The organism is Galbibacter sp. (genome assembly GCF_048266365.1).
Taxonomy (GTDB): domain Bacteria; phylum Bacteroidota; class Bacteroidia; order Flavobacteriales; family Flavobacteriaceae; genus Galbibacter.
Genome location: NZ_JBLWZP010000005.1, coordinates 1 through 25,078 on the forward strand (window position 1 = coordinate 1; position 25,078 = coordinate 25,078).

Annotated in this window: 27 protein-coding genes; 9 read left to right on the top strand and 18 right to left on the bottom strand. The window is 38.5% G+C overall.

The features are described 5' to 3' along the window. Window positions 1-195: 195 nt before the first annotated feature. From ACN0TV_RS08990 to ACN0TV_RS09000, 3 genes are read left to right on the top strand one after another with little or no spacing between them, the layout of a single operon-like run. Entirely contained in the window at window positions 196-390 is a 195-nt protein-coding gene (locus tag ACN0TV_RS08990; protein WP_417362229.1) for a hypothetical protein, read from the top strand. Window positions 391-431: 41 nt separating this feature from the next. Continuing rightward, window positions 432-839 (top strand): response regulator, encoded by a 408-nt coding sequence (locus tag ACN0TV_RS08995; protein WP_417362231.1) that lies wholly within the window; start codon window positions 432-434, stop codon window positions 837-839. A gap of 1 nt (window position 840) precedes the next feature. Continuing rightward, window positions 841-1,410, top strand: coding sequence for a 5-formyltetrahydrofolate cyclo-ligase (locus ACN0TV_RS09000; protein WP_417362233.1), 570 nt, complete (start codon window positions 841-843; stop codon window positions 1,408-1,410). On the opposite strand, the gene ACN0TV_RS09005 is transcribed toward ACN0TV_RS09000, so the two are convergent. The 10 genes from ACN0TV_RS09005 to ACN0TV_RS09050 form a co-directional block, all read right to left on the bottom strand. Then, window positions 1,407-2,033 carry a lipoprotein signal peptidase gene (locus tag ACN0TV_RS09005; protein ID WP_417362235.1) on the bottom strand — a complete coding sequence of 209 codons (627 nt, stop codon included), beginning with the start codon at window positions 2,031-2,033 and terminating at the stop codon, window positions 1,407-1,409. The genes ACN0TV_RS09000 and ACN0TV_RS09005 overlap by 4 nt on opposite strands. 203 nt (window positions 2,034-2,236) lie before the next feature. Further along, entirely contained in the window at window positions 2,237-2,617 is a 381-nt protein-coding gene (locus ACN0TV_RS09010; protein ID WP_417362686.1) for a TraR/DksA family transcriptional regulator, read from the bottom strand. Between the two features lie 4 nt (window positions 2,618-2,621). Continuing rightward, window positions 2,622-6,020, bottom strand: a complete 3,399-nt coding sequence (ileS, locus tag ACN0TV_RS09015) for an isoleucine--tRNA ligase (protein ID WP_417362237.1) — start codon at window positions 6,018-6,020, stop codon at window positions 2,622-2,624. Window positions 6,021-6,240: 220 nt separating this feature from the next. After that, window positions 6,241-7,344, bottom strand: coding sequence for a DNA polymerase IV (dinB, locus tag ACN0TV_RS09020; protein WP_417362239.1), 1,104 nt, complete (start codon window positions 7,342-7,344; stop codon window positions 6,241-6,243). Window positions 7,345-7,388: 44 nt separating this feature from the next. Then, window positions 7,389-7,832, bottom strand: coding sequence for a carboxymuconolactone decarboxylase family protein (locus ACN0TV_RS09025; RefSeq protein WP_417362241.1), 444 nt, complete (start codon window positions 7,830-7,832; stop codon window positions 7,389-7,391). Between the two features lie 64 nt (window positions 7,833-7,896). After that, window positions 7,897-8,472: a Crp/Fnr family transcriptional regulator gene (locus tag ACN0TV_RS09030; protein WP_417362243.1), complete on the bottom strand. Its 576-nt coding sequence runs from the start codon at window positions 8,470-8,472 to the stop codon at window positions 7,897-7,899. A 109-nt stretch (window positions 8,473-8,581) separates the two neighbouring features. Beyond that, on the bottom strand, window positions 8,582-9,574 hold the full coding sequence (locus tag ACN0TV_RS09035; RefSeq protein WP_417362245.1) for an alpha/beta hydrolase: 993 nt from the start codon (window positions 9,572-9,574) through the stop codon (window positions 8,582-8,584). A gap of 88 nt (window positions 9,575-9,662) precedes the next feature. Next, window positions 9,663-10,082 (bottom strand): OsmC family protein, encoded by a 420-nt coding sequence (locus ACN0TV_RS09040; RefSeq protein WP_417362246.1) that lies wholly within the window; start codon window positions 10,080-10,082, stop codon window positions 9,663-9,665. 88 nt (window positions 10,083-10,170) lie between these two features. Then, a complete protein-coding gene (locus ACN0TV_RS09045) occupies window positions 10,171-10,452 on the bottom strand; it encodes a helix-turn-helix domain-containing protein (RefSeq protein WP_417362248.1) in 282 nt (93 codons plus the stop codon). A 26-nt stretch (window positions 10,453-10,478) separates the two neighbouring features. Beyond that, the gene (locus tag ACN0TV_RS09050; RefSeq protein ID WP_417362250.1) at window positions 10,479-10,730 is read right to left on the bottom strand and encodes a hypothetical protein; all 252 of its coding nucleotides are present in this window, start codon (window positions 10,728-10,730) and stop codon (window positions 10,479-10,481) included. A 341-nt stretch (window positions 10,731-11,071) separates the two neighbouring features. On the opposite strand from ACN0TV_RS09050, the gene ACN0TV_RS09055 reads away from it, so the two are divergent. From ACN0TV_RS09055 to ACN0TV_RS09065, 3 genes are all read left to right on the top strand, one after another. Continuing rightward, on the top strand, window positions 11,072-11,737 hold the full coding sequence (locus ACN0TV_RS09055; protein ID WP_417362252.1) for an NAD(P)H-binding protein: 666 nt from the start codon (window positions 11,072-11,074) through the stop codon (window positions 11,735-11,737). After that, a complete protein-coding gene (locus ACN0TV_RS09060; protein WP_417362254.1) occupies window positions 11,730-12,200 on the top strand; it encodes a CYTH domain-containing protein in 471 nt (156 codons plus the stop codon). Before ACN0TV_RS09055 ends, ACN0TV_RS09060 begins: the two co-directional genes overlap by 8 nt. A 299-nt stretch (window positions 12,201-12,499) precedes the next feature. Beyond that, the gene (locus tag ACN0TV_RS09065; protein WP_417362256.1) at window positions 12,500-12,736 is read left to right on the top strand and encodes a YciI family protein; all 237 of its coding nucleotides are present in this window, start codon (window positions 12,500-12,502) and stop codon (window positions 12,734-12,736) included. A gap of 61 nt (window positions 12,737-12,797) precedes the next feature. On the opposite strand, the gene ACN0TV_RS09070 is transcribed toward ACN0TV_RS09065, so the two are convergent. Further along, complete coding sequence (locus tag ACN0TV_RS09070) at window positions 12,798-13,724, bottom strand: hydroxypyruvate isomerase family protein (protein WP_417362258.1); 927 nt, start codon at window positions 13,722-13,724, stop codon at window positions 12,798-12,800. Window positions 13,725-13,787: 63 nt separating this feature from the next. After that, window positions 13,788-14,267 (bottom strand): transcription elongation factor GreA, encoded by a 480-nt coding sequence (gene greA, locus ACN0TV_RS09075; RefSeq protein WP_417362260.1) that lies wholly within the window; start codon window positions 14,265-14,267, stop codon window positions 13,788-13,790. Between the two features lie 115 nt (window positions 14,268-14,382). Between greA and ACN0TV_RS09080 the strand changes: the two genes are divergently transcribed. Beyond that, a complete protein-coding gene (locus tag ACN0TV_RS09080) occupies window positions 14,383-14,841 on the top strand; it encodes a hypothetical protein (RefSeq protein ID WP_417362262.1) in 459 nt (152 codons plus the stop codon). Between the two features lie 51 nt (window positions 14,842-14,892). Here the strand turns inward: ACN0TV_RS09080 and ACN0TV_RS09085 are convergent, their stop codons facing one another. Continuing rightward, window positions 14,893-17,271, bottom strand: coding sequence for a TonB-dependent receptor (locus ACN0TV_RS09085; protein WP_417362264.1), 2,379 nt, complete (start codon window positions 17,269-17,271; stop codon window positions 14,893-14,895). Window positions 17,272-17,636: 365 nt separating this feature from the next. Here ACN0TV_RS09085 and ACN0TV_RS09090 point away from each other — a divergent pair, with 365 nt between their 5' ends. Beyond that, a complete protein-coding gene (locus ACN0TV_RS09090) occupies window positions 17,637-20,093 on the top strand; it encodes a hybrid sensor histidine kinase/response regulator (RefSeq protein WP_417362266.1) in 2,457 nt (818 codons plus the stop codon). On the opposite strand, the gene ACN0TV_RS09095 is transcribed toward ACN0TV_RS09090, so the two are convergent. The 5 genes from ACN0TV_RS09095 to ACN0TV_RS09115 form a co-directional block, all read right to left on the bottom strand. Further along, complete coding sequence (locus tag ACN0TV_RS09095) at window positions 20,090-21,442, bottom strand: sigma-54-dependent transcriptional regulator (protein WP_417362268.1); 1,353 nt, start codon at window positions 21,440-21,442, stop codon at window positions 20,090-20,092. The two genes, ACN0TV_RS09090 and ACN0TV_RS09095, sit on opposite strands and share 4 nt — an antisense overlap. Before the next feature lie 190 nt (window positions 21,443-21,632). Continuing rightward, window positions 21,633-21,818 (bottom strand): hypothetical protein, encoded by a 186-nt coding sequence (locus ACN0TV_RS09100; RefSeq protein ID WP_417362270.1) that lies wholly within the window; start codon window positions 21,816-21,818, stop codon window positions 21,633-21,635. A 25-nt stretch (window positions 21,819-21,843) separates the two neighbouring features. Continuing rightward, complete coding sequence (locus ACN0TV_RS09105) at window positions 21,844-22,005, bottom strand: DUF1328 domain-containing protein (RefSeq protein ID WP_417362272.1); 162 nt, start codon at window positions 22,003-22,005, stop codon at window positions 21,844-21,846. Window positions 22,006-22,253: 248 nt separating this feature from the next. Next, entirely contained in the window at window positions 22,254-23,126 is an 873-nt protein-coding gene (gene fabD, locus ACN0TV_RS09110) for an ACP S-malonyltransferase (RefSeq protein WP_417362274.1), read from the bottom strand. A gap of 263 nt (window positions 23,127-23,389) precedes the next feature. Beyond that, window positions 23,390-23,923: a gamma carbonic anhydrase family protein gene (locus tag ACN0TV_RS09115; RefSeq protein ID WP_417362275.1), complete on the bottom strand. Its 534-nt coding sequence runs from the start codon at window positions 23,921-23,923 to the stop codon at window positions 23,390-23,392. A gap of 133 nt (window positions 23,924-24,056) precedes the next feature. Here ACN0TV_RS09115 and ACN0TV_RS09120 point away from each other — a divergent pair, with 133 nt between their 5' ends. Continuing rightward, window positions 24,057-24,983, top strand: a complete 927-nt coding sequence (locus ACN0TV_RS09120; protein WP_417362277.1) for a NifU family protein — start codon at window positions 24,057-24,059, stop codon at window positions 24,981-24,983. The last annotated feature ends 95 nt before the right edge of the window (window positions 24,984-25,078 follow it).

Below are 25,078 nucleotides of genomic sequence, written 5' to 3' on the forward strand. Positions count from 1 at the left end.
TCAATTTCATAGTACAAAGTTCATAAAAGTTGCTACATGATTACCAGTCAATAAAAAATAGTTATTAACAAAAAGGGGAGTACTGCTTTGTTCCCATCCATTAAAGATCAATGGGTTTGCGCAGTAAGTTTATGAATTTATTAAAAACAATGTAGTGGGACTTGGAAGCATCTACTAACCTATAACATCTCCATTGTGCATGTCAACAGTACGGAAAACAACAATATCGCATTCATAAGATGGATTGTAAATGAAAATTTTTGTATCATTGCATTACCAGTTAATGGTATTAAAGACTCGAAAGGGACACGCGAGTTCAAGGATGAGTTGCAGTTATATGCTGAATTCCGTAAGGAGAGAAACTATAGCGCTGCTGCATTTGAAGTTTAACCTTAGATGTCCGCAATTATTGCACCCCTAACTTAATACAAATGAATCATAAAATTGACCTAGCCTGTATTATTGATGATGATAAACTCTACGTAAAGATGTTATCCCGATTACTGGATATCAAAAAATTATGTAAAGAGTTTTTAGTCTTTGAAAATGGCAGTGAAGCCTTTACCTATTTCAAAGATATTTTCGAGCAACCTGAAAAAGAGAAAATACCACAAGTCATATTATTAGACCTTAACATGCCTGTAATGGATGGGTGGCAATTTCTAGAAGAGTTTGTGAAGATAAAATCAAAGATGGAGCGTCCCATTACACTTTATGTGGTGAGCTCCTCAATTAACCCAGATGACATTCAACGAGCAAAAGAATTCGAAGAAGTATCGGATTATTGGGTAAAACCCATTTCACTTGGTGAGCTCGAAGAGATGTTCGAAAAAGTGTAAAATGCGTAAATCTGAACTTCGTAAGTTATACAAAAATAAACGAGAAACGCTCACTGAGCAGCAGATAGAGCAATACAGTATCGCAATAGCCAACCAAACTTTAAAGGTTGATGGACTTTGGGATCACCAAAATTATCATATCTTTTTAAGCATCGACCGCCAAAAGGAGGTGAACACCGAATTTCTTTTAAGTGTATTACAGGGGAAAGACAAAAATGTATTACTTTCAAAAAGTAATTTCAAGCAGGGAACCCTCACACATTACTTACTTACCGATAGTACTATAATCAAGATTAACAAGTACGGCATACCAGAACCAGAACAAGGAATTCAAATGCCGGCCGACCAAGTAGAAGTTGTTTTTATCCCACTTCTCGCCTATGACCGCAAGGGAAATCGCATTGGGTACGGCAAAGGATTTTACGACAGATTTTTAGCAGAGTGCAGGTTAGACATCCTAAAGATCGGACTATCCTTTTATCCCGCAGAAGACGAAATCATCTCAGATATCAACACCGATGATATCCCTTTAGATTATTGTATTACTCCAGAAAACGTTTTTAAGTTTTAAGACTTATCATCCTGAGGGAAGGCCTTCTTGTTAAATACAAGCAACACCCCTACTCCTACGCTTATAGCAGTATCCGCAATATTGAAAACAGGTTCAAAGAATCGAAGTGACTTTCCACCCAACCAAGGCATCCATTCTGGCCAAACCGTATCGATAAGTGGAAAATACAGCATATCTACAACCTTACCGTGAAATAGACTACTGTATGGGGTTTCAGCGAACAATGTCGCCACCTGTGCATAGCTCTCGTCAAATATAAGTCCGTAGAACACAGAATCGATGATATTTCCTAGTGCACCGGCAAAAATTAAGGCTTGAGCCAAAATCAAGATTTTTGTACCTCGCGTTTGAATAGAGTTGTAAAGCCAATAACCGATTCCACAAATGGCTAGCAATCGAAATACGGTAAGCGCAAGCTTACCGGCTTCATCTGAAACAAATGGGATGATGTCACTGATTTTAGTTCCCCAAGCAGCACCTTCATTTTCTATAAATAAAATTTTAAACCAGCTAAAAACCTCTACATATTCACCCAATACGAAATTGGTTTTTATATAGATCTTAGAAATCTGGTCTATTAACAAAACCAGTATAATTATAAATGATGCTTTTTTTAATGACATGCTTATGGAAACTTAATTTAAAAGGCCATAAAAATAAGGATATTATTCTATTTTTCGACCCTAAATATTTATGACTCTTTTATTCGGCTAAAAAATTAATTATTCAGGGAAGCATCATAATCAACTGCCCTAAAATAAGAAAAACGCTTCTCGTCAAAGCGTTTTCCTTATTTACTGTTGTATATCTGATTTGTTACTTCCACCTATTGCATGTTCTTAGCTTCAATACTCAAGGTTGCGTGTGGCACCAATTTAAGACGTTCTTTATTGATCAACTTCCCTGTTACTCTACAAATACCATAGGTCTTATTTTCAATACGAACCAGGGCATTCTTAAGATCCCTAATAAATTTCTCTTGTCTTAATGCCAATTGAGTGTTCGCTTCTCTACTCATAGTTTCTGAACCTTCTTCGAAGGCTTTAAAGGTAGGGGAAGTATCGTCTGTACCGTTATTTCCGTCATTTTTATAAGCACTTTTCAGAAGCTCTAAATCCTGATAAGCTTTTTCTATCTTAGTTTCGATAAGTGCTCTAAATTCTGCTAAATCTTTATCAGAGTATCTTTCTTTTACATCTGTTTCCATCATACTAGTGTTTTTGAATAATTAACTTGGTGTTCACCTGATCAAAGGCAATTTCTGTACCCTCTTCTAGATGATCTTCAAAATACAGTTGTGCTGTCAGTGTTTCTGTTTTAATGTACGTCATATTGTCCGCTACAGCCTTTTCCACGAAACCGTCCTTTTGGAGCTTCACATCTATCTTATCTGTCACTTCAAACCCCGAGTCCTTACGTAAATTTTGAATTCTATTGACTAACTCTCTAGCAATACCTTCTTTACGTAGCTCTTCAGTAATAGTAACATCTAATGCTACAGTAATCGCACCAGAACTGGCTACTAACCAACCCTCAATGTCTTGCGATGAAATTTCAACCTCATCGATTCCTAAAGTTACATCTTTTCCGTTAATAACCATACTTATTTGGCCTAGGCGTTCGATTTCCTGGATGTCTGGCTGTTCTAATTTAGCTATTTCACTGGAAATCAACCTCATATCCTTTCCGAATCGGGGGCCTAACACCTTAAAATTAGGCTTGATTTGCTTGATTAAGATGCCCGAAGCATCATCGATCAAACTAATCTCTTTGACGTTAACTTCTGATTTAATGAGATCCTCAACTCCCTTAATTTCATCACGTTGCTGCTCGTCAAGTACCGGAATCATTACCTTTTGCAGCGGTTGACGTACTTTTATCATTTCCTTTTTACGCAAGGATAATACCAGCGATGATATCACTTGAGCCTTTTCCATTTTGCTTTCCAACGATTTATCAACAAAGTTGTCGACAAAAACCGGGAAATCAGCCAAGTGAACACTTTCAGCAGATTCCTTGCCTGTTACCGCAACTAAATCCTTGTACAATTGATCCATATAGAATGGCGCAATCGGTGCCGAAAGCTTAGCAACAGTCACCAAACAGTTGTATAACGTCTGATAAGCACTTATCTTGTCCTGTCCGTATTCACCCTTCCAAAAACGCCTTCTACTCAAGCGAACATACCAGTTGCTCAAGTTCTCTTGAACGAAATCAGAAATAGCTCTTGTGGCCCGTGTAGGTTCATAATCCTCTAAGGCCTGATCTACTTTTTGAATTAAAGAGTTCAATTCTGAAAGTATCCAACGATCAATTTCAGGTCGTTGTTCTAATGGGATATCCGCCTCTTGATAGCTGAATTTATCAATGTTAGCATACAAGCTAAAGAAGGAATAGGTGTTGTATAAGGTTCCAAAGAATTTACGTCGGACCTCAGCCACCCCTTCTGCATTAAACTTCAAGTTATCCCAAGGGTTAGCGTTAGAGATCATATACCAACGTGTTGCATCCGGACCAAACTCTTCTATGGTTTTAAAAGGATCCACGGCATTACCTAGACGCTTGGACATTTTCAGGCCATTCTTATCCAAGACTAGTCCATTGGACACTACATTCTTATAAGCTACAGAATCAAAAACCATGGTTCCTATGGCGTGAAGGGTATAAAACCATCCCCGTGTTTGATCCACTCCTTCTGCTATATAGTCAGCCGGAAAGGCTTCACCACTGTCGATCTTTTCCTTATTTTCGAAAGGGTAGTGCCATTGTGCATAAGGCATGGATCCTGAATCAAACCAAACGTCAATCAAATCAGCCTCTCTATACATTGGCTGACCGTTAGAAGAAACCAAAACGATTTTATCCACTATATTTTTGTGTAGATCCACCTTTTCATAGTTGTCCTCACTCATATCCCCTACAACGAACTCCTCAAAAATATCTCTATCCATCACACCGGCGTTAACAGCCTTAGCTATGGCGTCTTTTAATTCCTCAAGAGATCCGATGATCACCTCTTCCTTACCATCCTCAGTACGCCAGATTGGAAGTGGAATACCCCAGAATCTGGAACGTGATAAGTTCCAGTCATTGGCATTTTGCAACCAATTTCCGAATCTTCCCTCTCCTGTGGCTTTTGGCTTCCAATTGATTTCTTTATTTAATTCATACATGCGATCCTTCACTTGGGTCACTTTGATAAACCAAGAATCCAATGGGTAATACAGAACTGGTTTATCGGTACGCCAACAATGTGGATAACTGTGTACATATTTTTCGACCTTAAAGGCCTTGTTCTCTTCTTTTAATTTAATAGCGATTTCAACATCAACAGATCGCTCAGGTGCTTCAGCCTGGTCATAGTACTCGTTTTTCACGTACTTTCCTCCGATCTCCGGAAGATCAGCTCTAAACCTTCCTTGTAAATCAACAAGCGGTACTGCATTTCCGTTTTCGTCTAACACCAATAAAGGTGGCACCTCGGGTTTAGCCTCCTTGGCTACCTTAGCATCATCCGCACCAAAGGTAGGAGCGGTATGAACAATACCTGTACCATCTTCAGTAGTAACAAAATCTCCAGCGATCACTCTAAAGGCATGCTGAGGATTTTGGTATGGAAGCGCATAATTCAACAATTGCTCATAAGTTGCACCAACCATATCAGCACCCTTTCCTTCAGCTACTACTAAGTAAGGAATCTTTTTATCGCTTTCTTTATATTGCTCTAAAGTCTCCTGGTCATCAACTTGGGTGAATTTGCCGCTAAATTGCTTAGCCATTAAGGATTTAGCCAAGACCACACTAATAGGCTCAAAGGTGTACTGATTGTAGGTTTTCACAAGTACATAATCAATCTTTGCTCCAACGGTAAGTGCCGTGTTAGACGGCAAAGTCCAAGGTGTCGTTGTCCATGCTAAAAAATGAACGGGCCCATGTCCTTTTAAAAACTCAGGAAGACTATCTTCTTTTGCCTTAAACTGAGCGACTATTGTAGTATCGGTCACATCCTGATAGGTTCCAGGTTGGTTAAGCTCGTGCGAACTCAACCCTGTTCCAGCTTTTGGTGAATAAGGTTGGATGGTGTACCCCTTATACATTAGTCCTTTGTCGTAGATCTGTTTCAACAACCACCACACACTTTCCATATACTTGGATTTGTAGGTGATATATGGCTCTTCCATATCTACCCAGTACCCAATTTTTCGGGTCATGTCATTCCAGATATCTGTATAGCGCATAACAGCCGTTTTACAGGCTTTGTTATAGTCCTCTACAGAAATCTTTGTTCCAATATCTTCTTTGGTTATCCCGAGTTCCTTTTCTACTCCTAATTCTACGGGTAGACCATGGGTGTCCCAACCTGCCTTACGTTTTACCTGATAACCCTTTTGAGTTTTGTACCGACAGAAAATATCTTTAATCCCACGAGCCATAACGTGATGAATTCCAGGCAGACCATTAGCTGAAGGTGGACCTTCATAAAAAACAAACGGTTTGTTTTCATCTTTGCTACTGATGCTTTTCTCAAAAATATTTTCTTCTTCCCAGAACTTTAAAATTTCTTCTGCAGTTTTGGGTAAATTCAGTCCATTGTATTCTGTAAACTTCATTATAAAAGGGTTAGCTTGTCAATAACACCATGCGGATTATCGGCATAACATTAATATCTATTCTCAAACGCAAATCAATAAAAAAAGAATTGAATTTACGGTATTAAAGTTGGCAAAATTACTAAATTCCAACCAATTGAGGGCGATTTGAAAGTTCAAGTTTTAATTATATTTCCCACCTTATCCCTATTCGATTGATAAGCGATTGGTTCGATTAGAATTAAAACTTAAATTTCAGTTGAACAGAAAGGGATTTTTCGGGTACTGTAAGGGTTTGTGGGGCATCTGCATTTAGGTTTCCCAATGAAATTCCGAGCAATCGCACCGAGTTTTGAAGCTTTTCCTGATAGAGCAACTCTTTGGCAGTATCTAAGATCAAACTCTTGTCTGAAATGTAGAAATCCAACGTCTTACTTCTGGTCTGAAGGCTAAAATCACTGTACTTTATTTTTAGGGTAACCGTTTTTCCAGCCACTTTATTTTTTCGAAGTCTCTGTTCTAATTCTTTACTTAGGGGTTCAAGCCGCTCTAGCATGAACACCTCACTGCTGAGATTTTCACTAAAGGTACGTTCGGCACCTACTGTTTTCGGAACCCTATTAGGTTTCACAGGACTGTTGTGAATCCCACGCACCACATTATAATACAAAGTGCCACTTTTCCCAAAATGCTCTGTCAAAAATTCAATAGATTTTTTCTTGAGGTCTAAACCAGTAAAAACCCCTAACTGATACATTTTTTGGGCAGTTACTTTTCCAACTCCATAAAATTTACGAATATCTAAGTCTTCTAGAAATGGAATCACCTCATCGGGTTCCACTGTTTTTTGGCCGTTTGGTTTATGAAAATCACTTGCGATTTTAGCTACAAACTTATTGATCGATATTCCAGCAGAACACCGAAGACCTGTCTGCTTAAAAATACGTTCTCTAATTTCTGAAGCAATAAGCGTGGCAGAAGGGTTCCCTTTTTTATTTTCGGTAACATCCAAATAGGCCTCATCCAAAGATAGCGGCTCAACCAAATCAGTATAGTCATAAAACACTTCACGAATTTTCAAAGAAACTTCACGATACCGATCAAATCTTGGGGGAACAAAAATAAGTTCTCGACACAGCCGCTTTGCCATGGCGCCACTCATTGCAGAATGAACCCCAAATGCACGAGCCTCATAGCTGGCAGCAGATACAACTCCCCGTACCTCATTACCACCCACGGCCAGCGCTTTCCCTCTGAGCTCAGGAAAATCCAATTGCTCTACAGAAGCATAAAATGCATCCATATCCACATGAATAATCTTTCTGATCGGCAACTGGTTTTCCATGCTCAAATTTAAGACATATTCACTCTAGAAAAAAGAGTCCAATGTTAATCCTCTAAAGGCATATTTGTGCTCACGGCAATTCTATTCCAAGCGTTAATGGTCACTATGGCCATGACAAGCTGAGCAATTTCACTTTCACTAAAGAATTGCAGTGCTTTTTGATAGGTTTCACTTCGCAGTCCATGTTGGTGAATCAAAGTAACTTCCTCTGTCACTTCGATAGCTGTTTTTTCCTGATCTGTAAAGAGATCTGGAGCCTCTCTCCAAGCGCTTAATAGGAAAATACGTTGTTGGGTCTCTCCATGAGCAAGGGCGTCCTTTGTATGCATGTTGATACAATAAGCACAGCTGTTTATTTGTGAACTTCTGATTTTGATAAGTTCTTTTATGGTTTTGGAAATGTCTGTTTTTGCCAGATATGCTTCCAATCCAAGCATTGCTTTATAGGCTTGAGGTTCGAGGTTGTGAATGTTAATTCGTTTTTCCATGACTTTTAGATGTATTTGTTGATACAAAGATCAAAACCTATAACGACAAAAAACTTAAACCAGTTTAAGAACGGTGCTTACTTCGTATTTCACTTAGATATTCCGGCGTAAAACCTAAAAAAGAAGCCAACAAATACTGCGGAACACGTTGAACGAATTCCGGGTAATGCTGTTCAAAATGGAAGTACAACTCTTCCCGGCTAAACTCATACAGAAACCGAATTCTTCTTTCGGACGCCGCACAAGCCCTCTGATACACCATTCTAAAATAACGCTCCATGATGGGGTGGTCGAATAACAAGGCCTGTCTTTGATCATAACTAATTTGTAATACCGTTGAAGGTTCTACAGCTTGGACGTAAAATGAAGTTTTAACTTTATTTTCGAAGGCAAAGTTATCGGTCATCCACCACTGTTCCAAAGCAAATTCTGTAGTTTGCTCTACTCCATTATCCTTGAGAAAAAATTTGCGAATACAGCCCTGTTCTACAAAATAATGATAGGTGCAAAAGTCTCCCTCCTCCAAAAGGTTTTGCTTCTTTTTAAAAGTCACCCGGTCAAAATATCGCAGTACCTCCCCAATGGTTTTGTCATCTATAGTGATAAATTTCTCTAGGCTATTTTTAAAGATTAAAGACACTTTGCTGCTGGATTTAAGCACCTACTAAGGTACTTAAAATCTATTAAAAAAGTGAAAGTCATCTTGCGACTCTCCCTTTTTTAATAAAACTAATATGCAATCCATGTATTTATTTTGATAACGCATCATTAAGCACTGAACCAGCTTGTAACAAAGCAACTTTTGTTGCTGGCTCATCAGCTAGTGGGTTCAACAATCCAAAGTCATGAATCATTCCACTATAAGTGGTAATTGTGGTAGGCACACCTGCTTGGTCTAATTTTCTGCCGTAAGCTAAGCCTTCATCAAATAGGATGTCATTTTCTGCCAGTTGAATAAGTGCTGGCGGCAAACCTTGTAACTCTCCTAAACTCGCTTGTAATGGAGAGACATAAATATCCTTACGAGCACTTTCATCTGGCAAGTACAAATCCCACATCCATTTCATAAGTGAGGCTGTCAAGAATCGTCCTTCAGCATATAGGGTGTAAGAAGGTCTACTTAAGTCCGCATCAGTAACAGGCCATAACAATACTTGTTGTCGAATTTCTGGGCCTTTGTTGCTTTTGGCCAATAATGAGACTACGGTAGCCATGTTTCCACCAACACTGTTTCCTACCACGGCTAGTCTTTTACCATCAACTCCAACTTCACTTCCGTGTTTAGCAACCCAGGATGTGGCAGCGTAAGCTTGATGAATGGCTACTGGGAATTGCTCATCGGGTGTTGGTGTATAGTCGGGGAATACAGCGGCTGCTCCACTAGCGAGAACTAAATCTCTAACCAACCTTCTATGCGTAGGGTAGTCTCCTAAAACCCATCCTCCACCGTGGAAGAACATAAAAACTGGTATGTTTTCTTGTGCATCTATTGGTTTAACAATATGTATGGTCATGGTTTTACCCTGATGGGTAATGACCTTTTCTGATTCTTCAACTCCAGAATAATCAAACTTTACGGATGCTTGGGCACTTACCAATACGGCTCTGGCATCTTCTGGAGTCAAAGTTTCTAATGGCGTACCACCACTAGTGTTTAACACGCTTAAGAATTCTTGAACCCCTTTACTTACTTGGGGATCCTCTTGTCCTTTAAAAGGACGTGGCTCTACTTGTTGTGACATAACTGTTGTGTTTGTGGTTAATACGAATAATGTGATTAAAATATTTACGGTATTGTAGCGATTTCATATCTTTTTTTATTCCATTGGTTTATATTTGATTTTTCAGCTGGGCATGAAGGACAATGTCAAAACTGAATGCCTCGCTTACAGGACAAGTTTTTTCTGCTCCTTTAGCGATTCTTTGAAAAGTGATATCGTCTATTCCAGGAACAACGGCTTCAAGGTTTAATTCTGACAAAGTGATTTTACCTTCTTTTAAGGTAATGGCAGAACTGGTTTTAAGCTCGGTAACTTCATAACCTGCCTGGGTAAGATCTAAACTTAATTTCATCGTGAAACAACCGGCGTGCGCTGCAGCTAACAATTCTTCTGGATTGGTTCCTAAACCATCCTCGAATCGGCTGTTAAATGAATACTGTGTTTGACTAAGGACGGTACTGCCTGTAGTTAAATGTCCTTTGCCTTCTTTAATACTTCCATTCCAAACGGCATGTGCTTTTCGTTTCATATCTTTTGTTTTAAATAAATTAAACTATCATTTGATTTGGATATCACAAAGATATGTCAGCTATAGGTATCCAAAAATGGATATAACTCTATACTAATTGTACATTTTTACCTTCGTGGTACTTTTTACGGAAAACATTTGGCGCATATCCTACTTTCCTACTCATCAGGCAGTTGAAATAAGCTGGATCTTCATAACCTAAGACGTAGGCAGCCTCTTTGGCACTTAAACTCGTATAAACTAACAAGCGTTTTGCTTCTAGTAAAATATGTTCCTTGATCACCTCATTAAGTGATGGCAATTCAAACTTCTTAAACTTATGCGTCAATGTTTTTGGTGCATCACCTAGTAGTTCCACATAATCACCCACCAGATGATTCGATCGATAAAGAATTTCTACAAGATGACTAAACTTCCTAAAGATACAACTTCGTGATGGGACTCACGCTCTAGACCTCCAAGTTGTTGCTTTTTCCAAAGGCATGTAGCCCGTATAATGATTTGTTTAAGATAGATACGCAGCATCTCTTCTAGGATGGAAGCTGCAATTTCAAATTCTTCTAGCATATGCTCCAGCACAGACCTAATTATAAGATCCTCCCTTTCACCTAAGACTGTTTTTGGAATTTGATAAATGTTGTTGGACAACAATCCATCACATGCGGCTTCCCGATCGTGAATTTGTGTACAGTAAAAATCGCGATTGTAATAGATAAATTAGCCTTGATCAAACTCAAGATTATTCAACATTCGAGGAAATCAGACTGAAATGGTATACAGCCAAATGGCCGGTAATTGGATTAAAAAAGTCTTGTTGCCATACAGCAAAGATAAATAGTTAATCAACCCGAGGGGAATTATCCAACAAAAACGACGATAAACTTCAATGTGGCTGACTTGGGGGAAGTGCAGGCTTTTTTCACCGCTATATAAAGGCACAATTATATATAATAAGTATCTTTAAGGTTTAGAAAAACTGCGAGAGAATTATGAATAAAACAGCTATTATACTCGGGGCTACTGGTCTTACCGGGAATAGTTTACTCCTTCAACTTTTGGAAGATGACCGCTATTCGCGCATTGTTTTATTTTCAAGAAAAAGTACTGGTATACAGCATCCTAAAATCCATGAGTACTTCATAGATCTCTTTCAGCTAAGCAACTACAAATCTGTATTTAAAGCGGATGATGTGTTTTGCTGTATAGGCACAACCAAGGCAAAAACACCTAATAAGGACACCTACAAAGCCATAGACTATGGCATTCCGGTTAGTGCGGCTGAGTTGTGTAAAAAAAACAATATCCCAACTTTTATAGTGATTTCCTCCATGGGTTCCAATGAAAAAAGTAAGCTATTTTACAACAGAACGAAGGGGCTTATGGAACAAAAGGTGCTGAAGTTCGACATTAAAAAAACTCATATTTTACAGCCCTCACTCATTGAAGGTAATCGCAAGGAAAAAAGATTTGGAGAATGGATTTTTAAGCAACTCTCTAAAGCAATGCCTTTACTAAAAGTTGGCCCTTTAAAGAAATATCAACCTGTTTCAGAAAACAAAATAGCCAAAGCAATGGTTTACCTTGCCAACGCTGAGCATAAAGAGATACGAATAGATAATCTTACCATACACGAAATTGCAAATTCTTATGATTGAAATTGAACGCAAATTTTTAGTAACCTCCGATGCTTACAAAAAAGAGGCCATCAATAAAACCAAAATTGCTCAGGGCTACCTCAGCAAACACCCTGAGCGTAGCGTACGCATTCGTATTCGGGCAGAAAAGGCATATCTCACCATCAAAGGTGCCTCTAATGCCTCCGGAACCAGTAGATTTGAATGGGAAAAGGAAATTGAAATTGAAGAGGCTAAAAACCTATTATCACTTTGTGAAAGGCCGATTATTGATAAGTACCGCTATGAGGTGAGGTCCGGAAATCACCTGTTTGAGGTCGATGAATTCTTGGAAGAAAATGAGGGACTAGTCATTGCAGAAGTAGAGCTGAATTCCGAAGACGAAACCTATCTAAAACCCGAATGGCTTGGAGAAGAAGTAACAGGAGATCCTAAATATTACAATTCTCAACTCGCCAATGTGCCCTATTCAAAATGGCTTTAGAATAATTCCCTGTAAATAAAGAGCATGAACAACATTAGTAAAACAATCACTGCTTGCTGTCTCCTTGTCCTACTTTGCAGATGTCAAACTAAACAAGATTAAATTGAACATATATTGTTAGATGCCATCAACGAAACCCCTTCAACGGCAACAATAAAAGAAACATTAACCGATAATGGATTTAAAATCATCGATTATATTGATGACTAATCGGGAGATACCATTCTGATGCAGCAGTACTATATGCATTTTTAAAGTCGTCGGATATCAAGACCCTATCTCATAATGAATTGGATAGTTTGCAACAATTGCATCTTGCCTATTTATGTGAAATGTATCAAAAGGGCTATGCCAATATTTCAGGACCCTTTGAAGTTGATAGCGATATTCATGGAGTCACAATTTACAATGTCCCAACTATGGAGATGGCCGATAGCTTAGCTCGTGCAGACCCATGGTCAAAGCAGGCCAACTCAAAGTTGAAATCCATCCGTGGTGGGCCGCTTAAGGATTTCCACTTCGGTAGGACTACATAACATTTAAAGGATATCAGTTACTCCTCTTAAGAGGAGTAACTGATAATAGTGAATATTCAAATTAAAAATTATCAACTTCTTGATAAGCTTTAATCAGTGCCAGCTCTCCTTCTTTTCCCGGTTTAAAATTTCCGTGCTCCATTCCTAAAACACCCTCAAATCCTTTATCGTGGATGTACTTGAATATATTTTTATAATTGATTTCTCCTGTGGTGGGTTCTTTTCTTCCAGGATTATCCCCCATCTGAAAATAGGCGATTTCATCCCAACTCGCTTCAATGTTTGGAATGAGATTCCCTTCAGTAATTTGTTGATGATAGACATCGTAAAGAATTTTACAGGATGGTGAACCTACGGCTTTACAAATTTCGAAGGCTTGTGCTGATTTTTTTAGGAACAAACCAGGATGGTCTCTATAGTTTAGCGGTTCTAGAACCATGGTAATACCATGAGGCTCTATAATCGCAGCAGCTTGTTTTAGAGACTCCACTACATGAGCCGTCTGATAGCCATGATCTTGTCTTAGATCTACAAAACCTGGCACTACAGTCATCCACTTAGCATTTACCCTTTTGGCCACCTTTACTGAAGCTTCAATTTCTTTTAAAAACTCAGCACGCTTTTCTAAATTACCACTAGTGAGATTAGGCTCTGACCAGTATATTGTATGTGCTACGAACACACCCATGGTCATCTCTCTTTTCTCCATCACTTTAGCCATCGCATTTTGTTGTTCAACAGAGCGGTGTGGCATTCCATTATCTTCAAAGGCAGTAAACCCCTGATCCGCCATGAAATTTAATTGGTCAAGGACATCGTCCCCAGCCAAATTTTTGAACATCCCAATATGAGGCGCATATTTGAGCTTATAAGGATATTTCTCCGTCTTTTTTTCAGAAGTCTTAGAATAAGCAAAGGCTCCGACAGGTAATATCGAAGCCCCTAAACTGGTAGATAACGTATTTTTTATAAAGTTTCTTCTCTCCATTGTTTAAAGGATTTTTGGTAGAATAAAGGTGAAATATACAAAAAATCCTAATGTGGAAAAGAATTAAGAATTCCTGGAAATCTCTAAAATTTCAAATTTAAGAGTTCCATTGGGTACACTAATTTCTGCGATGTCCCCTACAGATTTCCCTAACAATCCTTTGCCTATTGGTGAACTCACCGATATTTTACCGGATTTTAAATCAGCTTCACTTTCTGCCACTAATTTATAGGTCATCTCCATCCCGTTGGTTTGATTTTTAATCTTAACCGTAGACAACACCAAAGCTTTGGAGGTATCCAATTGTGATTCATCTATAATACGGGCACTGGCCATAATTTCTTCTAACTTAGAAATTTTCATTTCTAAAAGTCCTTGAGCTTCCTTCGCGGCATCATATTCTGCATTTTCAGACAAATCCCCCTTATCCCTAGCCTCTGCAATTGCTTGAGAAGCCTTTGCTCGCTCGACACTTTTCAATTGATCTAATTCAGCTCTAAGCTTTTTGATCCCCTCTTCGGTGTAATAAGATACTTTACTCATAACTTCATCGTTTATAAATACAAAAAATCCTCCTTGTCCAAAGAGGATTTAAACAAATATACAAAATTTTAATCAAGAGTAAATTAATTGTAAATTGTTAACCTGAAATATTTACATGAAAAAATTCATATTCTTAACAGTCATTATATCCACATTACTCAGTTGTAGTAGTGATGAGTCTTTTGACAACAACCCTTATCTGGCAAGACCTAGCTTTAAGTATCAGATAAATTTAGAATTACCTAAATATGCCAACATTGGAAATCCTGGTTCTGCAATTTACGTCAACGAACCCTATGTTGGAATTTCAGGGGTATTCGTATACAATTTTGGAGGCGGAACATTTACAGCCTGGGAAGCTGCATGTCCAAATCACATCCCAAATGGTGATTGCCTCGCCATGAGCTTGAGTAGTCCAATTGTTACCTGTGGTTGTGATGACTATAAATACGATCTCTTAACAGGAAGCATCTTGACCAATCCGGATACAAAAGATGATAAAAAGTACTATACGCTACAACCCTACAATGTCTATTACAGCTCGGCAAGTAACAGCATTACTATTTCAAATTAAAGGCTCAAGAATTCCTTAAAACTCTTGAACCTATGTGTGTTATAATATAGCTTAAAACCGAATAGTTGCACCCACTAAAAAGTTTATTCCAGCCTGAGGATAATAGCCCGTACCATCTTTAGTGGTCACAGAGCCATCTTCATTATTAAGGTCATAGGTGTAATAAAATCCGTTAGAACTATAGGTAGCGTCAAAGATATTGTTGACCAAAGCATTTAGTGTGATCGATTCAATCAGCGCATCAGGTATAATGATGTACTGCAGGTTAAGATCATTGACAAAATAACTGTCCAATTTTGAATTTTCCGCGTCTGAGTTTCCTAAATATTGTGAGGACACATACTTGGATAGCAAGGATAACTGAATGTTATCTTTTGGCTTATAGGTAAAAGCATTACCGGCAACGACCTCCGGGGAATACGAAATATCTGTATTTCCAAGTTCTTGTACTTCTCCGTCCTCATGCGTATAAAAATCTAAATTTTTATTGGTACTCAATGCTACATTGGGCCTTATAATAAATTGATCCCCAAGATAGAACAAAGCATCCACCTCAAGACCTAACCTATAACTGTCTCCAACATTTTCACGCAAAGGCGCCCCTACATCATTGAGTTCTCCAGTGAGCACTAATTGATCTTTATAACGCATATAATAGGTGTTGGCATTGATACGTATCTTGGATGTGCTATAACGCCATCCCAACTCAAAATCATTGAGTGTTTCCGGCTTAGGATCTCCAGATTCGTAATCGTTCCTATTAGGTTCTCTATGCGCTCTGGCATAGGAGAAATAAAGATTTTGATTGGCGTTCAAGTCATAGGTAATCCCTGCCTTAGGGTTAAAAAAGTTAAAGTCATCATCAACTAAACCTGTTTCATCCCCATTGGCCTGATAACTCACATGACGATATTGAACATCTCCAAAGAGGCTCAGCTTATCAGTGGCCGAATAGGTAACTTTAGCATAGGTATTAAAGTCTGTTTTTTTAGAATTATCATCGTAATACCGATCTCCTTTTTCACTTTGGGAAGCGTATCTAGCCCATATAATATCTCCAAAATGGTCACCTTCATAATTATTCCAACCACCTCCTCCGATGAATTCAAGCTTCTGGCTATTATAGTTTACAGAAAAAGTAGTTCCATAAAAATGATTACTCAACCACCGTCGCCGAATCAAATCAGTTGTATTAATAGTAGTACCGGAATTTTCGATGGGCTCCAAATTATAATCCTCAAAAGCTTGGTCTTGTTTGTACTGTTCAAAAAAGCCTCTACCACGGGTATAGTGGAGAGCTAGGTTTGTGCTCCAAGCAGAACTCCATTGCTGATTCCAGTGAAACTGGAAATGATCTTGTTTATAATCATCGACCTCATTGTCGTAGTAATCTACTACAGCTCCATCTGGATTGTATATCGCTCCGGCACTGTTAAAGGTTCGCCCATATTGCTCCATTTGCCATTTCTCGATTCCATTCCAGGATTGGTAGGTAACCTGTTGACCTCCAAATAACAAGGCTTTTATCAGCGTATGCTCATTTTTAAATGCCGCTTGCAAGAAATAAGACTCCAGATCAGAAGATGCGCGATCAATATAACCATCAGATTTGATCTGAGAGAGTCGGCCTGAGATTTCAAAGTGATCGTTTAAAAGTCCACTGCTAAATTTTAGGTTTTCCTTATGGGTATTAAAACTACCCACCGATCCAGAAATCTCTGCATAAGCTTCCTTGGATATCCCGTCAGTTAGAATGTTTAAACTTGCCCCAAAAGCGGCTGCACCATTAGTTGATGTTCCAACACCACGCTGTAATTGCAAATTCTGAGTTGAGGAGGCAAAATCAGGCATATTCACCCAAAAAGTCCCCTGTGACTCCCCGTCATTATAGGGGATTCCATTAATGGTAATATTCACACGAGTCGCATCACTACCACGAACTCGAATCCCTGTATATCCTACACCTGCTCCTGCATCCGTAGTGGTAACCACCGAAGGAAGATAGTTCAAAAGCACAGGGATGTCCTGGCCCAGATTTCTGGATTCAATATCCTTGGCTGATAGATTGGAAAAAGTAACTGGAGTATTTGCGTTGGCCCGTACAGCCGATACCAATACCGCATCCAACAACACATCCCGCCGTGAAATTTGAACATTCAAAAGGGTGTCACTTTGTAGCATGATATGCTTTACGATGGGGTGTTCTCCAGAAAAATTAAATGAAAGCTGTTGCTCCCCTTCTGGGAGTTCTATTTGATAATAACCATTGCTACCAGTCAGTACACCCGCTCCACTTTCGAGGTGCACTACTGTTGCTGCTTCAACCCCATCTCCTTGGGGGTCGGTTAATCTACCGTGAACATTGTACTGCTGTCCTTGGGCTTGTAGCGCAAGGCACACCAAAATTAAAAAATTGAATAAAAACTTCATTCGTAATAATTTTACGAATAAAAGGGGTCATTATTCATCGTTCCTAAATAAATTGATTTCCTCCGAACTGAAAAGATTTACTTGAATTAGAATACTTACTTTCGTAATCCTAATACAAAATGGTAAAACTTTGTTTTCGGTTGTCCCTAAACAGCATTATCTGTTCTAGGTTCTATGGGTGTAATCTCAGCCTTTTATGTTGTCTTAAAAATTTGTTTGTATGCATACCAAACAAAATCTAGGACGTTACATAATAAAGCACCCCTTTGAGATGCGGCAAATGTACAAAATCACCCATATCTTTTACACTGAATTGATGAAAACTTTTTTGCCGACCTTTTGAACGCTTTGATTAACTTTAAACAATGGAAAAAAGTAAAAACAGACTTCCTCTGAAAGTCCTTCTCAGTTATCTTGCACTTGCTGCACTTGTAGTAATCGTAGGAATGATTGTTAGCAAGGAAATCAGTTCATTTACCAAAGCACAAAAAGACGACACTCAGGAAAAAAATAAGATTCTAAGAATCGGAAAACTCTTGACCCTTATGTACGAGAGTGAAAGTTTCGCTCGGGCGGCCATTCAATCCAATAACCAGACACCATATATTAATTTTTTATCTAAAAACGACTCTATCGCCATACAGATTGATTCCCTCAAACTCCTGATTAACGAGCCATATCAATCAAAACTATTAGACAGTGTAAATCTGCTGCTGAATCAAAAAATAAAAAACATCAACGAACTACGGGAGTTGCGTATCAATGATAAATCTGAAAAATCCTTGGACACTGCCATTGAGCGCTTGGCCAGTATTGAAGAAAAGTTAGGCCGTTTGACCTTAAAGGATTATGTAGAAGAGCCGGATAGTTTAGACCCAAAAACACGAGAGATCCTCCTCGAGATCAACAGTATATACAATAGGTATATCCCTAGGGATTCGAGCAATACCGTGGATCAGCACACCTTGGACTCTATTGTTTCCGCCTCAAGAGAGATGCTCCAAAATGTCAAAGAAAGTGCGGCTTCGCAAAAGACATCTTTAGATGCCAAGGAAAGGCAATTACTGAGAAACGATCTGAACACCTCTCAACAGTTACGTCAAATCCTAACGGCCTTCGAAAATGATTTTGTCGACAACACCCAATTGATAAATGCTGAGAGGGAAAAGGTATTACAACGCAGCATTAGAGTAATTACCATCGCGGCGGTTATCGGTGCTATTCTAGTTATTGTTTTTTCTATAATCATACTGAGAGATTCCTGGAGGAGTCAACGGTACAAGAAGCAAATCGAAGCGTCAAATGAACACAATAAATCCCTATTAAAAAGCAGGGAGCAACTGATCTCTATGGTCAGTCATGATTTAAGGACCCCTTTGAGCACTATTGTCGGTTATACCCAACTTCTCAAAGACTCCTTCCTGAGTGAAAAAGAATCTCATTATACGGATCGCATAAAGAATGCCTCCAAATACGTTTCCCAATTGGTAGAAGATCTCCTTGATTTTTCCAAACTAGAAGCAGGCAGAATTAAAATAGAAAAGATCATCTTCAACCTTCATACCCTGGTTAAGGAAACCGCTGAAAACATACAGTCTCTCTACCCAGATAAACCTATTGAATTGATCATTGATATTGATCCAAATATTGATCAACCCATAGTCGGAGATGCCTTTAGAATAAAGCAAATACTTTCAAATTTGGTTAGTAATGCTTATAAGTTTACCCAGCAGGGCAGCATTACCATCAGGGCGAGGATTCGACAAAATTCACAGAAAGAAAACATCTTAACCCTTTCAGTAATCGATACAGGGATTGGTATTGAGAAAAAAAAGCAAAGCATCATATTTGAAGAATTCACCCAAGCGGATAACGATACCGAGAAAAAATATGGCGGTAGTGGACTTGGGCTGACAATCTCAAAAAAATTAGCCAACCTCCTTGGCGCCAATCTGTTTTTAGAAAGCAAACCTGGGAAAGGGAGCACGTTCTCTTTGAGCTTCCCCGCCATTTATAGCAATCAAAAACTTCAGGATCCCGCAAAAGAAAATCAGCACAACAACATAGCCCATAATGCAATTGTCATCGATGATGATCTAGCATTACTACATTTGAACAAAGAAATTCTAGAACGGAATAACATCAAGGTTCACCCCTTTAGCAGTGGCAAGGAAGCCTTGGAAAATATCAATGCTATTTCTTATGATTTTATAATCACTGACATTCAACTACCGTCATTCAACGGATTCTTCTTTGCGGAAACCCTAAGATCTGAAAAAAAATACGAATATCAGGGTCAACCCATCATTGCCGTAACCGGAAGAAAGGATCTTGATAAGAGGAGTTATATAGAAGCTGGGTTTGCAGGCTTTTTATTCAAACCCTACCATCCCGATCAATTGCTACAAACTATTGATCAGGTATTGGATCAGAAGTCATCTTTAGAAACAGAAGAAGAGACCCCGAAACAAAGCCCTGAAAATAAAGAACATCAATTATTTAACCTAAGTGCTTTAACCTCCTTTTTGGAAGACGAATCCGCCGTAAAAAAAGTCTTGGAAGTGTTTACAGAAAACACCCATAAAGACATGAGGGCTCTCAAAAAGGCTATAGATAAAAAGGATTATAAAACTGTACGTGATTTAGGCCACAAAATGCAAACTATGTTTAAACAAATAGATGCCCAAACGGTGGTTCCATTGTTGCATTTTATGGAGCATTTTAAGGATGATCAGTCCCCTTTGGTTTTGGAAAATTACCAAGTACTCAAAAGAAATATAAAAATCACCTTTCAAGCTTTGGATGCCCATCTAAAAAACTAGGCATCGATTTCGTATTCCTTAATTTTATTGTATAAAGTCTTACGAGTGATATTCAACAATTTGGCTGCTCTGGATTTGTTATTATCCACCTCGTGTAGGGCATTGATGATGAGCTCTCGTTCGTTTTCTTTTCTTGAAAAGGACTTCTTCTCTGAAGTATGCGTCCCTGTAGGAGATTTGATTTCTGCTGGAAGTACATCCTTTTGAATAAGATCTCCTTGACTCAACAGAGCTGATCGCTTGATCACATTCAACATCTCTCTAAGGTTCCCAGGCCATTTGTACTGCTGAAATACACCAATCACCTCATCTGAGAATCCCAGTACATTTTTATTGAGTTGTTTGTTGGCGATATCTAAAAAGTGTTCTGCAAAAATCATCAAATCCTCCTTGCGTTCATCAAGGCTCGGAACTTGGATAGTAAATTCATTTAACCTGTGATAGAGGTCTTCCCTAAACTGTCCTTTTTCCACAGCTTTTAATAAATCCTCATTGGTCGCGGTAATCAACCGAATATCTACTTCAATTTCTTGATTACTACCAATAGGTTTTATTTTGCGCTCCTGAAGTGCTCTTAGGAGTTGTATTTGATTTTCATAAGATAGGTTTCCAACCTCATCTAGGAAGATTGTCCCGCCATTGGCAGCTTCAAAATGACCTGTTTTATTGGTTACGGCTCCCGTAAAAGATCCTTTGATGTGACCAAAGAATTCACTGGCAGCAATTTCCTTTGGAATAGCCCCGCAATCCACGGCAATAAAGCTAAAGTCCTTTCGTAAACTATCGTTGTGAATTTTTCTAGCCACCACCTCTTTACCGGTTCCGCTTTCTCCGATAATCAACACCGACATATCGGTTGGAGCTACCAATTTAATGTATTCATTAAGTTTATTAGAAGCGCTACTTATCCCAGCTACTCTTGTCTTTACAGGTCTTATAGAGCCTTTATCATCACTGTTCTTTACCTTGATCTCTGATGCCGTACTATCTTCCTTTTTCAGTGCGTTTCGAATCACGACTAAAACTTCATCTTGGTTAAAAGGCTTGGATATATAATCAAAGGCGCCCTTTTTCATGGCCTTTACCGCAGTAGACACCTCAGCATAGCCTGTCATTAAGATCACCGGCGTATCCGGATGCTGATTCTTCACCTTAGTAAGCACACTAATTCCGTCATCATCAGGCAATCTCAGATCCGTAAATACTAAATCGTAACTACTTCCTTTCAACTTTTTTTGAGCCTCTTCTGATGAATAGCTAGCCTCCACCTCAAAACCATTCTTCCTCAAGAATCGCTCCAACATGGCTGAAAAAGTAACATCATCTTCAATTAATAAGATCTTCGGCATTTGAATTCAAATTTTTACAAAAATAGGAAGTATTTGTCTTTAGGATTAGTGAAGATATCATAAAAAAGATGCCTCTACACTTATTTTGGCGTCTAACAGCATTTAATTGAACTTTAAAAAATCCTAAAGTTCAGACGCAAAAATATAAGAGACATCTCTTTTTAATTAAAATGATCACACTAGAACTTATCTAGTTTTCATCAGTCATATCATCAATTTCATCTTCAACTTCTTCAACACCCTGTTCGATTTTATCTCCTGCTTCATCAGCAGCTTCTTTCACCTGCTCTACGGGTGTTTTCTTCTCTTCTTTACAACTCATGGTAAAGGCAGTTACAGAAAATAGAACAGCCAGAATTAAAACGATTTTTTTCATGATTTAGTATTTAATTGGTTAGTAATTACCTCCTTGTTATTCTCCCAATCAATGAGATCACGAAAAGCACAAGAAAGACGAAAAATAAGATTTTTGCAATACCTGCCGCGGTCCCAGCAATTCCGCCGAATCCTAAAATACCCGCAACAATCGCTACAATAAGTAATATAATTGTCCAACGTAACATAATAAAAAGTGTTTTGGTTATATATTAATATACGAATTTCGTTAAGTTTTCTGACTTTTTTTAATAAATATTTAACTTTTTTCTAAAAATAGTACGTAGTTATCATGTTGCAGTAAAACCTAAAGGTTCTAACATAAATAAGGAGTTTGAACCAATTCCAGAAGTTTTAAAAATGAAACAAAAAAATAAAAAAGGCTTTCGAACAGTGTCCAGAAAGCCTTTTTTATATTTTTTTTAAACAAGGACTGTTATGCCGATGCCACTTCTGCATCAGGATGGATCTTTCTAACCAAGCCTTGTAGCACCTTTCCGGGACCTACTTCTGTAAAACTTTCCCCGCCGTCAGCTACCATTTCCTGAACACTTTGTGTCCATTTCACCGGGGCCGTAAGTTGTGCAATTAGATTTTTCTTAATCTCCTCTGGATCACTTACCGCGGTTGTGCTTACATTTTGATATACTGGGCAAATCGGTTGCGCAAAAGTAGTTTGCTCTATTGCAGCAGCCAATTCCTCTCTCGCTGGTTCCATTAAAGGTGAGTGAAACGCACCTCCGACAGGTAATACCAAAGCTCTACGCGCACCTTTTTCTTTCAATAATTCACAAGCTTGGTTTATAGCTTCCACTTCTCCGGAAATTACCAACTGACCTGGGCAGTTGTAATTTGCAGCTACCACTACACCATCAACCTCACTACAAGCTTGTTCAACAACAGCATCCTCTAACCCTAGAATAGCAGCCATTGTTCCCGGAGTAATCTCACAGGCAGCTTGCATAGCTAGTGCACGACGAGAAACCAATTTCAATCCGTCTTCAAAGCTCAATGTTTTATTGGCAACCAAAGCGGAAAGCTCTCCTAATGAATGTCCGGCAACCATATCTGGTTTAAAATTCTGCAGTGTTTTACTTAAAATTACAGAATGTAAAAATATAGCAGGCTGCGTAACTTTTGTTTGTTTAAGACCTTCTGCCGTACCGTTAAACATAATATCAGTAATGGAGAATCCTAATATTTCATTGGCCTGTTCAAATAAATCCTTCGCTAAGGCAGAACCTTCGTAAAGATCTTTTCCCATACCCACAAATTGCGCTCCCTGTCCAGGAAAAATAAATGCTTTCATCTGCGTTGTTTTTTAATTTAGTTTTAAGTATTTGGCACCCAACATTTACTGCTGATACTTTGTACTCCTAGGTTTTGAATCTCCAAAAGTAATAATAATATTTAGCCAAGGCCGAAGAATTCTTCAAACAATTTTTGAAAACCCTGACATAAACTACTCCATTTCTAAAGCCTTAATTAGACACCTAAAAGGACAAATGACAATGATTTACACTACCATTTGAATCTGAGAAATAAGTAGCGTCATTTGAAGTGAATTGTGGTTTAATCGCCATGGTTTTCATCACTTTCTTTGAACCAAGAGGCGTATTTCAGATAATTATTCGCAATGCGCTCAACCTCCTGCTTGCTAAGATTTTCATCAATGTCCTTTATTTTCTTTGCGGGAACCCCGGCATAGACACTCCCAGGTTCAATTTGAGTGTTTTGTGTCACCACTGCACCCGCAGCAATGATGGAGTTTTGTCCCACGACGCATCCATCCATAACAATGCTCCCCATTCCTATAAGTACATTATCCTCTATCGTACAACCATGGACTATAGCATTATGTCCAATAGATACATTATTTCCTATTTGGGTAGCAAAGCGCTGATAGGTGCAATGAATCACAGCTCCGTCTTGAACATTCACCTTATCACCTAATCTGATGGCGTTTACATCGCCACGAATTACGGCATTAAACCATACACTGCAATGATCCCCAATGATAACATCTCCAACAATTGTAGCGTTTTCGGCTATATAAATGTCCTTTCCAAATTCAGGATTCTTCCCGTTGATTGTTTTAATAATCATAAGCTTTGTTTTTAGCAAAGATACAGGGCTAAGACTAAAAAAGAATCAAAAAACGACCAACAACGAACAGCTTAACAATATTTCCTTCATAAGAATCAAATGGTTTTGTAATTTTGTACCTAAATCAATTGAAATGGAAAAGATTACAATCAAGATACAGCCTACCAACAGGCCTACTATTATAAAATTTGAAGCCGATGTCTTTTTAACTCGCAAACAAAATTACGAGTTTAAAAATGTGGATGAAGCAAAGAATTCTCCATTGGCTAAACAGTTATTTTATTTGCCATTCACCAAAACAGTATATATTTCCGGAAATTTTGTTGCCATAGAACGCTATGACATTGTAGAATGGCCAGAGGTACAAAACGAGGTAGCAGAACAAATTGAAAATTACTTAAATTCAGGAGAACCTGTAATCATAGAAGATGAAAACACACCTTCTAAAGTACCAGTTACAGTATACGCAGAAAGTACGCCTAATCCTGCAGCTTTGAAATTTGTCGCCAATAAAAAATTGGTGCTTCAAGCCAATGAATTTAAAAATATAGAAGAAGCTAAAAATTCGCCATTGGCTACCGGTTTATTTCATTTCCCTTTTGTCAAAGAAGTTTTTATCACTGATAACTACATTTCTATTCTAAAATACGACATTGCTGAATGGGAAGATGTAGCAGTTGAATTGCGCGAATACATCCGTAGTTTCATTGAAGAAGGAAAGGAAATAGTTACTAAAACCACAGCTCCTAAAGCAGTAGCAACTATGGCGACAACTGCTGCTACAGCAACAGCTGCAGCGGAAGATGGTGTAGATTTAGACGACATTTCTCAACAAATCGTAGACATTTTGGAAGAATATGTTAAGCCGGCCGTAGCCAGTGATGGTGGAAACATTCTTTTCCAATCCTATGACGAGGAAACTAAAACGGTAAATGTTATCCTTCAAGGTGCTTGTAGTGGCTGCCCTTCTTCTACCTTCACGTTGAAAAATGGTATTGAAAACATGTTGAAATCCATGATGGACAACAAGGTAAACCAAGTGGTCGCCGTCAATGGTTAGTTTATAGGAAATTAGACATACTCCAAAACAATAAAACAGTTTGGTTATAGACAGGTTCTCAGCTTCTATTTATCTTTGGATCATTCCAGATAAAG

Coding starts and splice junctions, on each gene's coding strand:
- ACN0TV_RS08995 (WP_417362231.1), top strand. CDS start 432: ATGAATCATAAAATTGACCTAGCCTGTATTATTGATGATGATAAACTC.
- ACN0TV_RS09000 (WP_417362233.1), top strand. CDS start 841: ATGCGTAAATCTGAACTTCGTAAGTTATACAAAAATAAACGAGAAACG.
- ACN0TV_RS09005 (WP_417362235.1), bottom strand. CDS start 2,033: ATGTCATTAAAAAAAGCATCATTTATAATTATACTGGTTTTGTTAATA.
- ACN0TV_RS09010 (WP_417362686.1), bottom strand. CDS start 2,617: ATGGAAACAGATGTAAAAGAAAGATACTCTGATAAAGATTTAGCAGAA.
- ileS (WP_417362237.1), bottom strand. CDS start 6,020: ATGAAGTTTACAGAATACAATGGACTGAATTTACCCAAAACTGCAGAA.
- dinB (WP_417362239.1), bottom strand. CDS start 7,344: ATGGAAAACCAGTTGCCGATCAGAAAGATTATTCATGTGGATATGGAT.
- ACN0TV_RS09025 (WP_417362241.1), bottom strand. CDS start 7,832: ATGGAAAAACGAATTAACATTCACAACCTCGAACCTCAAGCCTATAAA.
- ACN0TV_RS09035 (WP_417362245.1), bottom strand. CDS start 9,574: ATGTCACAACAAGTAGAGCCACGTCCTTTTAAAGGACAAGAGGATCCC.
- ACN0TV_RS09040 (WP_417362246.1), bottom strand. CDS start 10,082: ATGAAACGAAAAGCACATGCCGTTTGGAATGGAAGTATTAAAGAAGGC.
- ACN0TV_RS09055 (WP_417362252.1), top strand. CDS start 11,072: ATGAATAAAACAGCTATTATACTCGGGGCTACTGGTCTTACCGGGAAT.
- ACN0TV_RS09060 (WP_417362254.1), top strand. CDS start 11,730: ATGATTGAAATTGAACGCAAATTTTTAGTAACCTCCGATGCTTACAAA.
- ACN0TV_RS09070 (WP_417362258.1), bottom strand. CDS start 13,724: ATGGAGAGAAGAAACTTTATAAAAAATACGTTATCTACCAGTTTAGGG.
- greA (WP_417362260.1), bottom strand. CDS start 14,267: ATGAGTAAAGTATCTTATTACACCGAAGAGGGGATCAAAAAGCTTAGA.
- ACN0TV_RS09080 (WP_417362262.1), top strand. CDS start 14,383: ATGAAAAAATTCATATTCTTAACAGTCATTATATCCACATTACTCAGT.
- ACN0TV_RS09085 (WP_417362264.1), bottom strand. CDS start 17,271: ATGAAGTTTTTATTCAATTTTTTAATTTTGGTGTGCCTTGCGCTACAA.
- ACN0TV_RS09090 (WP_417362266.1), top strand. CDS start 17,637: ATGGAAAAAAGTAAAAACAGACTTCCTCTGAAAGTCCTTCTCAGTTAT.
- ACN0TV_RS09095 (WP_417362268.1), bottom strand. CDS start 21,442: ATGCCGAAGATCTTATTAATTGAAGATGATGTTACTTTTTCAGCCATG.
- ACN0TV_RS09100 (WP_417362270.1), bottom strand. CDS start 21,818: ATGAAAAAAATCGTTTTAATTCTGGCTGTTCTATTTTCTGTAACTGCC.
- ACN0TV_RS09105 (WP_417362272.1), bottom strand. CDS start 22,005: ATGTTACGTTGGACAATTATATTACTTATTGTAGCGATTGTTGCGGGT.
- fabD (WP_417362274.1), bottom strand. CDS start 23,126: ATGAAAGCATTTATTTTTCCTGGACAGGGAGCGCAATTTGTGGGTATG.
- ACN0TV_RS09115 (WP_417362275.1), bottom strand. CDS start 23,923: ATGATTATTAAAACAATCAACGGGAAGAATCCTGAATTTGGAAAGGAC.
- ACN0TV_RS09120 (WP_417362277.1), top strand. CDS start 24,057: ATGGAAAAGATTACAATCAAGATACAGCCTACCAACAGGCCTACTATT.